Annotated in this window: 6 protein-coding genes; 1 reads left to right on the top strand and 5 read right to left on the bottom strand. The window is 35.1% G+C overall.

The features are described from left to right. Window positions 1-401: 401 nt before the first annotated feature. Complete coding sequence (locus QL232_RS10435) at window positions 402-3,689, top strand: amidohydrolase family protein (RefSeq protein ID WP_281614074.1); 3,288 nt, start codon at window positions 402-404, stop codon at window positions 3,687-3,689. A 51-nt stretch (window positions 3,690-3,740) separates the two neighbouring features. On the opposite strand, the gene QL232_RS10430 is transcribed toward QL232_RS10435, so the two are convergent. The 5 genes from QL232_RS10430 to purL form a co-directional block, all read right to left on the bottom strand. Next, the gene (locus QL232_RS10430; protein ID WP_281614073.1) at window positions 3,741-4,748 is read right to left on the bottom strand and encodes a pirin family protein; all 1,008 of its coding nucleotides are present in this window, start codon (window positions 4,746-4,748) and stop codon (window positions 3,741-3,743) included. 116 nt (window positions 4,749-4,864) lie between these two features. Next, complete coding sequence (locus QL232_RS10425) at window positions 4,865-5,170, bottom strand: hypothetical protein (RefSeq protein WP_281614072.1); 306 nt, start codon at window positions 5,168-5,170, stop codon at window positions 4,865-4,867. A gap of 384 nt (window positions 5,171-5,554) precedes the next feature. Next, window positions 5,555-6,157: a DUF1801 domain-containing protein gene (locus tag QL232_RS10420; RefSeq protein WP_281614071.1), complete on the bottom strand. Its 603-nt coding sequence runs from the start codon at window positions 6,155-6,157 to the stop codon at window positions 5,555-5,557. Between the two features lie 272 nt (window positions 6,158-6,429). Further along, window positions 6,430-6,957 (bottom strand): hypothetical protein, encoded by a 528-nt coding sequence (locus QL232_RS10415; RefSeq protein ID WP_281614070.1) that lies wholly within the window; start codon window positions 6,955-6,957, stop codon window positions 6,430-6,432. Window positions 6,958-7,092: 135 nt separating this feature from the next. After that, the gene (purL, locus tag QL232_RS10410; RefSeq protein WP_281614069.1) at window positions 7,093-10,773 is read right to left on the bottom strand and encodes a phosphoribosylformylglycinamidine synthase; all 3,681 of its coding nucleotides are present in this window, start codon (window positions 10,771-10,773) and stop codon (window positions 7,093-7,095) included. Window positions 10,774-10,899 lie beyond the last annotated feature (126 nt).

The following is a 10,899-nucleotide window of genomic DNA, read 5'->3' as shown; positions in this document are numbered from 1 at the left end:
TATCAAAAAAGAGTATTCTTAATCAAAGTACTGAATAAAGTATGTATAAAAAAACAGCCTTAATCTACTGACTAAGGCTGTTTCAATACTGTTTACATCTTTAAACTATCATCATCTTAACAAAGCATTTTCGATACGGGCAAAAAATTATCGAAATAAAAAAAGTGTTTTTGGGTTATGTATAATCACTATTAATTGAACTACACTATTATATACTCTGATGACGGTCGTCATCTTTTTATGATTCGATCACAAACTTTCATATTTCGTTTATTGAATGAATATTCATCTTTTTGTTATTATTTGATAATTATTTGAACCCTCTATTCTATTTTTTTTGAATCATATAGTAAAGTCAAGAAATTGCTTAATAACACATTCAATCATATAACTTCCAACAAATGATAAATAAACGGACCCTATTAACTGGAGTGTTTTTCCTATCGTCATTTTTAATTTCTTTCGGTCAAGAGGAAAAAGAAAATGATCAATGGGATGTAAACAAACCACCAAGAACAACATCGAAAGTTAATTTCAAGACAGATGAAGGCACATGGATGAACTTAGATGTTAGCCCTGATGGCCAAACTATTGTATTTGATTTACTAGGCGATATCTACACTATGCCTATTTCAGGTGGAAAAGCTCAAATTATAAGAAAAGGTTTAGCTTGGGAAGTGCAACCAAAATTTAGTCCTGATGGAAAGAAAATCGCCTTCACTTCAGATGCTGGTGGTGGTGACAATATTTGGGTGATGAATGTAGATGGATCAGAAGCAAAGCAAATTACAAAAGAGTCTTTCCGATTATTAAATAACCCTACTTGGACAGAAGACAGCCAATATTTAGTTGCAAGAAAGCACTATACATTTACGCGTTCATTAGGTGCTGGTGCTTTGTATATGTATCATATTTCTGGCGGTGCAGGTATTGAATTAGTTGCAAGAAAAAACGAACAACAAGATATTAACTCCCCTGAAATCTCTCCTGATGGTAAGAAACTTTACTATGTAGAGGATGTTTATCCTGGTGGTTTCTTCCAATACAATAAGGATCCAAACAATCAGATTTATATCATTAAATCATATGATAGAGTAACCGGAGAAACAGAAACTGTTGTAAGTGGTCCAGGTGGCTCGATTGGCCCTAAGGTATCTCACGACGGAAAGAAGATGTCGTTTATTCGTAGAGTTAGAACTAAATCAGTTCTTTATATCCATGATTTTGAAACTAAAGCTCAAAAGCCCCTATTCGATCAATTAGAGAAAGATCAGCAAGAAGCATGGGCAATCTTTGGCCCTTCTACAAAATATACATGGACTCCAGATGATAAATATATTGTTATATGGGGTAAAGGCGGTAAAATCTGGAAAGTGGATACTACGACTGGAGAAGGAGAAGTAATTCCTTTTGAAGTAGATGTAGAACAAGAAATAACTCCTTCACTAAGATTTAAGCATGAAGTAGCTCCCGAAGAATTTACAGCAAAAGCATTACGTAATGTAACCACTTCTACTGATGGTAAGACCATTTATTTCCATGCTGCCGGATATCTTTACTCTAAGAAGATGCCTAATGGTAAGCCAAAGCGTTTTACATCACAAGAAACTGCTTTTGAGTACGAGCCTAATATTTCTAAGGACGGATCTAAAATGGTATACGTTACTTGGAATGATGAGGAAAAAGGCAAAATCCATGTTTACGATTTCAAATCAAAAGCAACAAATACTTTAGCCCTGCCAAAAGGTATTTATAGAAGACCTCAATTCTCTCCTGATGGTTCTATGATCACTTTTGTAAAAGAGAGTGGTAACAACCAGCAAGGATATGTTTATACCAATGAAGCGGGTGTGTATGTAGTTGCAATCAACGACCTTACTACGGTTAAAAGAGTAGCTGAAAGTGGCGATTTCCCTCAGTTCAATGCTAAAGGTGATCGTATATTCTACCAAACAGGTGGCTTCTTCTTCGGTGCTTTGAAAAAGGCATTCAAGAGTGTTGATCTAAACGGTCAAGATACGCGTACGCATTTCACTACAAAATATACGAACCAATTTGTGCCGTCTCCTGATAACAAATGGATTGCGTTTACGGAATTGTTTAAAGTATATATCGCTCCTATGCCACTAGCAGGTAAGCCTATTGATTTGTCTTCATCGACTAAGGCTGTTCCTGTTGCACAGGTAGCCAAAGATGCAGGTTATAATATTCATTGGTCAGGTGATTCTAAAACTTTACACTGGTCATTAGGTAATGAGTACTTCTCTACTTCCCTACAAGAGTCTTTTACTTTTGTGGATGGTGCTAAGAAAGAGTTGTCTGAACCAAAAAGTGAAGGTATTAAAGTGGATTTGAAATTAGAATCTGATAAGCCTAATACTACTATTGCTTTAACGAATGCAAGAATCATTACTGTTGATGCCGATAATAAGGTCATCGAAAAAGGTACTGTTGTGATTAAAGAGAACAGAATCGTTGCAATTGGAGAAAACGTTACTGTTCCAAAAGAAGCAAAAGTGATTGATTGTAATGGTAAAACGATTATGCCTGGTATTGTTGATGCACATGCCCATCTTGGTGCGTTCCGTTTAGGAATGTCTGCACAACAAAACTGGCCTTACTATGCAAACCTTGCTTATGGTGTTACTACCACTCATGACCCTTCTGCAAACTCTGAGATGGTGTTTAACCAATCGGAAATGGTTAGAACAGGAACCATGGTTGGTCCTCGTATTTATTCTACAGGTGTAATCCTTTATGGTGCCGATGGTGATTTCAAAGCCAATATCAATTCATTGGATGATGCACGCTCTGCAATTAGAAGAACGAAAGCATGGGGTGCTATCTCTGTGAAATCATATAACCAACCAAGAAGAGAGCAACGTCAGCAAGTGATTAAAGCTGCTGAAGAAGAAGAAATCATGGTGGTTCCAGAAGGAGGCTCAACTTTCTATCATAACATGTCTATGATTTTAGATGGTCATACAGGTATCGAACATAACATTCCTGTCACTCCTGTATTTAATGATGTTCAGCAGTTATGGGCAGGAACGGAAGTTGGCTATACTCCTACGTTAATTGTAAACTATGGTGGTGTAAATGGTGAGTTCTACTGGTATCAGAATACAAAAGTTTGGGAGAAAGAACCTTTATTGACTTTCACTCCAAGAAGTATTATCGATAGCCGTTCTCGTCATAGAACAATGATTCCACAAGAAGAATATGAAATTGGATATATCGCAACTTCTAAGTCTGCTAAGTCTTTATCTGATAAAGGTGTAAAAGTAAACTTAGGTGCACATGGTCAAATTCAAGGTATCGGAGCTCATTGGGAATTATGGATGTTAGAGCAAGGTGGTATGTCTCCTATTGAAGCCATTAGATCTGCAACTTATAACGGTGCACATTATTTAGGACTAGATGGTGATGTAGGTTCATTAGAAGAAGGCAAGTTAGCCGACCTCATCATTCTTGATAAAAACCCATTGGAAAATATTAGAAACACAGAATCTATTGAGCATGTAATGATCAATGGTGTGTTATATGATTCTAAAACAATGAACGAAGTAATTGAAGGAAAGGAACGTAAAAAATTCTATTGGGAAATGGAAGGTTACAATCCTCAATTCGAGTGGCATGAACAAACACAGAACTTTACAGTTCCAAAATGTGGTTGTAGCTTGCATTAAAATACATTGTAAAAGAAAAAGCCTACTGTGTTTTGCAGTAGGCTTTTTTTTCTATTTCTCTTCTAAAGTACCATTGGCATGTAAAGCAAATCGTCCTTTATCTTTATCATGAACCATTTCTTGCTTATCCCAAGGCCATCCTCCAAACTGAGTCTGCTGGTAATCATCAAATGCCTGTTGTAATTCTTCTCTTGTATTCATTACAAAAGGCCCATGTTGAGCAACAGGTTCTCCAATTGGTTTTCCTTGGAGTAACAATACATAGGTTTCTGAATTCCCTGCCTTAATAGTTATACTTTCTGTCTCATCTACTTGAAAACAGGTATTTTCATGAACTAATTTATCCTCTATTTGAACGCTATCACCATTATAGAAATATAATACCCTATTTGTTCCTTTCTCCGTTGGAGCTAAATTATATAGAGCATTAGGGGAAAGCTTTATTCTCCAAACTGCAACATTATTATTTAAATCTGCTGCCCAAGAATCAGGAGTTGGTGATAAAGGAGCGACAGATTTATATTGACCTGCTACAACTTTTATTTCTACAGCATTACCATCATTATCTTTTTCATTGATGATAGGTATCTCCTCATTCCAAAGCATTTTATAATGGGGATCCACCATTTTACTCTTTTTAGGGAGATTCAACCATATTTGAAATAACTCAAGCGGGTTGTCTTTATTAGTATTCAATAAAGGGAACATTTCAGAATGTTGAACTCCTTTACCTGCTGTCATCCATTGAACATCTCCATCACCAAATCTACCTGCTGAACCTAATGAATCTGAATGATCAGCCATTCCTTCATCAACAATGGTTATTGTTTCAAACCCTCTATGTGGATGATAAGGAAACCCAGGTATCTTCCTACCATGGTACATACTCCATCCATCTTTTCCAGAAAAGTCAGATCCAATATTTCTTCCATTTAATGGTACAGAAATACTCATATCATCATTCCCACTAGGAAAGTAGTCTTTATGGTGTGCCGTAAATAAGAAAGGGTCTAAAGTTGGCCATTGTGGTCCTAAAGGTGCTGTTGATAATATTTTCATGATTTTTTTTCTCCTTTTTTATTTGTTTAAACAAATGTAGTGAAAATATTTGTTTAAACAAACATTGTAGTAAAAAAAGAGACAGCAAAAGTACTGTCTCAGTTATATTATTTTATTTATGGAGAGCTCTCGACACTGTAAATAGTCATATAGATTGCTTTTCCTTTTTCTTCACGAAGTAATTTGTGATCTAAAGTCTCTACTTTAGGACTTTCAATCTTTTCTATAGTTCCGCTTTTCTTTGCTCTTTTTGTATTGGATCTTTTTTGATCTTTAAATAGAATAAATGGTAATAGAACAAATAAAATTGTACCTCCCATATATAAAAATGAGATAAATAAGTCTCTAAGAAGTTCTCCTAAGATAATATAACTCCCTACCCCAATAAAGACAATGATGTATAAAAATCTTCTTGTTTTCATGATGTGCTAAGTAAAAATTGTTGTTTGATTTTCTGTTCTTTCACATGGTTTAGAAATAAACTCCAAGTGTGCTTAAAGCCGATTTTCATGGCTTGTTTTTCTACATTAATCATAAGATTAAAATTTATAGTGAAACATTAATTGAATAAAAAAAGTCCAACACTGATATATAGTATTGGACTTTCGAAAGTTGTATATAATGAAATTGTCATCCCCTACATATATCAGAAACCTGTCTCCTTGTCGGAAGAGACATGCATCTTGTTGTTGCGATATATTTAACTTGGAATAACATCTTGAATACTTTTATAATTTTGATTTATGCAAATCTATTTAACATATTTTTAAGAATGAATCTAAATTACTTTAAATGTGGAACTTATTTTATTTTTTGTATTTATCATTAAGCCCAATACCATTCTTTATCATAGGAATTATCTTTTCTATTCTTGATAGTTTTGTTGCCTCGCGTTTAGCAGTACTAATATATTCCCCATATTCTCTCTTTTTGGATAAGGTTAGAGATTTAAATGCTGTTTCCAACTCCTTATCATTTACAAAAGCATCCACAAGTTCATTGGGTAGAATTAGAGGTTTAGGTGTCCTATCGATCTTAACTTCTAAACCGTTTTGTTGATTACTAATTGCTTCATCAACATATTCTTTAATTAAGTTTAATTGGGTTATAAGCTCCTGCTTACTTTCAAAACGCCATTGTCTTAAGGCTTTTGTTTTATCTTCTTGAGCATTAATGAGAACTTTCTCTTTATTCGCTAATAATGCCCCTTGGTGAAACCACAAACCTACATAATTCTTAAAAGATGCTATACCGACCACATTCTTTTTATTAATCATATAAATAGGTGCTCCCCACTTTACACCTTCTTCTAATACTGTATTTAAAAGTAATTCTCTTAAAATGTTAAGTTCTTCCTTCCATTTATCAGTATGTTGAATATAGTCATCAACCGTTTCAAATTTTTTCATAATACTAATTGTTTGCGTTTGCTTATTGAATTGTATTCATAATCAATCTTAATATAAACGATCAATCATAAAATATAATGTTTATAATTAAACTAAAAGAGTGTAGATCCGTTTATTGATTAAAAGAAATAAGTAAATGGGAGAAATTGTAATTCTATTCCTCATGTGGTATTTTCTAGTCTTCAAGCACGAGGAAAAAGAAAAAAAGCGAAATAAAAAAGGTTAGCAGATTATATTAATCCAATAACCTTTTTTATTATAAATATATTTTATCAGAATCTAAACCTGGCCATAAAAGCATAATCGCCACTGCTAAAGTTAGATCCATGTGTTAACCACCATGTTGGTCTCCAATCAAACCCTATAGATAAAGGAATATCGAATGCGTACTGTATACCTAGATTTGCACCGATACCAAAATCGGTTGGATCACCAAATGATATCTTACCACCCGCACCTACGTATAATGCCAAACCATTAGTGTTTTCGATATTAAAGATCCAATCATAATAAACAGATAGATTAAATCTGTTCCCAAAGGTACCTGTAAAATGAACTCTGTTCTTAGCAAGATTAAGACAGAAGTCAATCCCTATATCATCCCAGAAACGAATACCAATCTCGAATTTTTGTCCACGCCCTTTGCTTGCTGATACTGTTTTACCATTTTGTAAAATTGAAGAGTTTTCACTGAAAAGATAAGATTTATCTTTTGGATCTTCGAGTTTATCCCAAGAATATGAATATCCATCTAAGATAAAAAAGAAAGAGAATAGTAGTGTAGCTAAGAATTTTCTCATAAATGAAATAGTTATAATTCAAATTTTTAATTGGGTTATATTTCTTTTTTCAAGAAACTACATTATTAAATTAATGATATAAAAAAAATCTCCCTGATTTCTCAAGGAGATTTTATATAGATAATTAGAAAATTATTATTTCTTATTTTCTGCTACCCAATTTTTAGCATTAACAAACGCCTCTATCCAAGGTGAAACTTCGTCGTTTCTTTCTGGGTAGTGAGCCCAATTCCAAGGGAAGATTGCTCTTTCTAAGTGAGGCATCATTACTAAATGACGTCCATCTTCTGAAGCCAATGCTGCAGTATTGAATGACGATCCATTCGGATTAGCAGGATACGTCTCATAACCATACTTACCTACAATGTTGTATTGGTCCTCTGCATAAGGTAAGTCGAATTTACCTTCACCGTGAGCAATCCATACACCTAAACGAGTATTGGCTAAAGACTGTAACATTACAGAGTTATTCTCAGGAATAGTCATGTTCACAAAACCTGACTCAAACTTATGAGATTCATTATGTAACATCTTCGGAGTCTTATCATGACCTTTGGTTACTAGACCTAATTCGATCATCAACTGACATCCATTACATACACCTAATGATAATGTATCTTCTCTTGCGTAGAAGTTATCAAGTGCTTGCTTTGCTTTCTCATTGTACAAGAATGCACCAGCCCACCCCTTAGCAGAACCTAATACATCAGAGTTTGAGAATCCACCAACAAATACGATGAAGTTCACATCAGATAAATCTTCTCTTCCTGAGATTAAATCTGTCATATGTACATCTTTTACATCGAAACCTGCTAAGTGCATTGAGTAAGCCATTTCTCTATCGCCATTTACACCTTTCTCTCTGATGATAGCAGCCTTGATTCCTGTTCTCTCTTTTCTATCAGCATCAATACCGTAATCAGAAAGCTTACCAGTGAAGTTCTCTGGGTAAGTGTAATGTAAAGGAGAAATTTTATATGAAGCAAAACGCTCATCAGCACATGTCTTACCAGATTGTTGTCTATCCAATAAGTGTGATGTTTTCATCCAAACATCTCTTAACTCTGCAGTATTGAAAGACAATTCAGCATCTTGATATTTAACAGTAGTGCTTTCACCTTCTACAGCTTCACCGATAACTGTGAAATTAACTCCGCTACCTTCTAATTCAGATAATGCAGCTTCGTCTTCAACTTGGAAGATCACAGAAGGAGTTTCTGAGAATAGAATGTTAGTTAAGCTCTCTTCAGAGACTGAAGAAATATCAACATTATAAGCAACATTCTGAGAAGGGAATGTCATCTCTAATAAAGCAGTGATTAGACCACCAGCTGAAACATCATGTCCTGAAACAATCTTACCTTCTTTAATTAAAGATTGGATTGCACCGAAACCTTTTGCAAAGTATTCAGGGTTTTGAACTGAAGATACTCTCTTACCTACTTTATTTAAAACTTGAGCAAGTGACGATCCACCTAATGCATAACCATCTTTTGCTAAATCTACGTAGACTAATTTCTTACCTACTTTAGCAACTGGCTCAACAACTTGTTTTAAATCTGAAACCTCACCAACCGTTGAGATAATTACTGTACCTGGAGAATATACTTTTTCATCACCATACTTTTGAGTCATTGATAATGAATCTTTACCCGTAGGGATATTTACTCCTAAAGCAACAGCAAAATCAGAACAAGCTTCTACCGCTTTGTATAAACGAGCATCTTCACCTTCATTTTTACAAGGCCACATCCAGTTAGCAGAAAGCGATACTGATGTTAAACCTCCTTCTAATGGAGCCCAAACCATGTTAGTTAATGACTCAGCAATTGCGTTCACTGAACCTGCAGCAGGATCAATCATTGCAGTCACAGGAGCATGTCCAATAGAAGTTGCAATACCTGATTTACCTCTGTAATCACAAGCCATCACTGAAACGTTGTTCAATGGTAACTGTAATTCACCAGCTGTTTGTTGTTTTGCTACTCTACCAGTTACAGAACGGTCTACTTTGTTTGTTAACCAATCCTTTGATGCAACTGCTTCAAGTTGTAAAACATCATTCAAATATTCATGAACTTTTGTTGCCTCAACTTGTACTTCAGAGAAGTTAGGAGCAACAGTTGTATCACGCATAATTGTTTTAGGTGCTTTTCCAAACATATAATCCAAAGGCATATCGATTGGAGCCTCACCTGTTTTTGTATCTTTAAAAGTAAACTGCATGTCACCTGTTGTTTCTCCTACAACGTATAATGGAGAACGCTCACGTTCAGCAATTTTCTTTAAAGTATCAATATGTTTTTCGTTGATTACTAAGCCCATTCTTTCTTGAGACTCGTTACCAACGATTTCTTTCGCAGATAATGTAGGATCACCTACAGGTAATTTTTCTAAATCAATTTGTGCACCTGTTTCTTCCACTAATTCTGATAAACAGTTTAAGTGTCCACCTGCACCATGATCGTGAATTAAGACGATTGGATTCTCTTCACCTTCTGACATCGCTCGAACCGCGTTGTAAACACGCTTTTGCATTTCAGGGTTAGAACGTTGAATAGCGTTCAACTCAATTGAGTTAGAAAATTCACCAGTTGCTACAGATGATACGGCTCCACCGCCCATACCGATACGGTAGTTATCACCACCCATAACAACAACTTTATCACCTTTCTCTGGAGTATCTTTTAAGGCGTCACGCTTTTTCGCATAACCAATACCCCCTGCCATCATTATTACTTTATCAAAACCATGCTTCTTATTGTCTTCTTCATGTTCGAAAGTCAATACTGAACCACAGATTAATGGCATACCGAATTTGTTACCAAAGTCTGAAGCACCATTTGATGCTTTGATAAGAATTTCCATAGGTGTTTGGTACAACCATGGTCTTTCTTCCATCCCTTTCTCCCAGTTTCTGTTATCTTCAAGGCGAGAATAAGATGTCATATATACAGCAGTACCTGCTAAAGGCATTGAACCTTTACCACCTGCAACACGGTCACGAATCTCTCCACCTGATCCAGTTGCAGCACCATTAAATGGCTCTACAGTAGTTGGGAAGTTATGTGTTTCCGCTTTTAATGAAATTACTGATTCAAAATCTTTTGTTTCAAAGAAATCTGGTTTATCCTGAGTAACAGGAGCAAATTGTTCAGATACAGGTCCTTTAATAAAAGCAACATTATCTGAATATGCTGATACCAAATTATTTGGAGCTTCTTTAGAAGTCCTTTTGATCAATTTGAATAATGAAGTAGGTTTTTCTTCTCCATCGATTTCAAATATTCCATTAAAGATTTTGTGACGACAGTGCTCTGAGTTGACTTGAGCAAAACCATAAACCTCAGAATCAGTTAACTTACGATTTAGTTTCTCACTTACCTCGTTTAAGTAACTTACTTCATCATCACTAAGTGCCAATCCTTCTGCTTGGTTGTAAGCAGAGATATCTTCGATATGTTGGATTGGTTCTGGTTCTACATCGATAGTGTAGATAGAACTATCAAGACCTTCGTACAAAGCTTGTAACATTGGGTCGAAATCAGCAGATTTCTCAGATTCAACTTGAAGGAATTCTTCAATACGAATTAAACCTTCAATGCCCATGTTCTGAGTAATTTCCACGGCGTTTGTACTCCAAGGAGTCAACATTTCCTTACGTGGACCAATAAACCATCCTTCAATAGAAGTTTGATCTATTTGTTGTGCATTGCCGAATAACCAAGAAAGTTTATTAACATTTTCTTGTGAAAGCGCCTGACTGGCGTGAACTGCAAATACGTTGTCTGTATTGCCTCGAAAAAAGAGTACCATTTTGCGTAATTGATTTCAACAGCTTGATTATGCCCCCAAAAGTAAGGTTAATTTTACTATTTCTACATATTATTGTAAAAAACTACGTTAAAAATTAAGTTAATGTCACTAACTAAGATATTATGC

The sequence above is a fragment of the Flammeovirga sp. SubArs3 genome (assembly GCF_947387565.1).
GTDB lineage: Bacteria > Bacteroidota > Bacteroidia > Cytophagales > Flammeovirgaceae > Flammeovirga > Flammeovirga agarivorans.
This window is presented reverse-complemented; position numbering and strand designations above follow the sequence as displayed.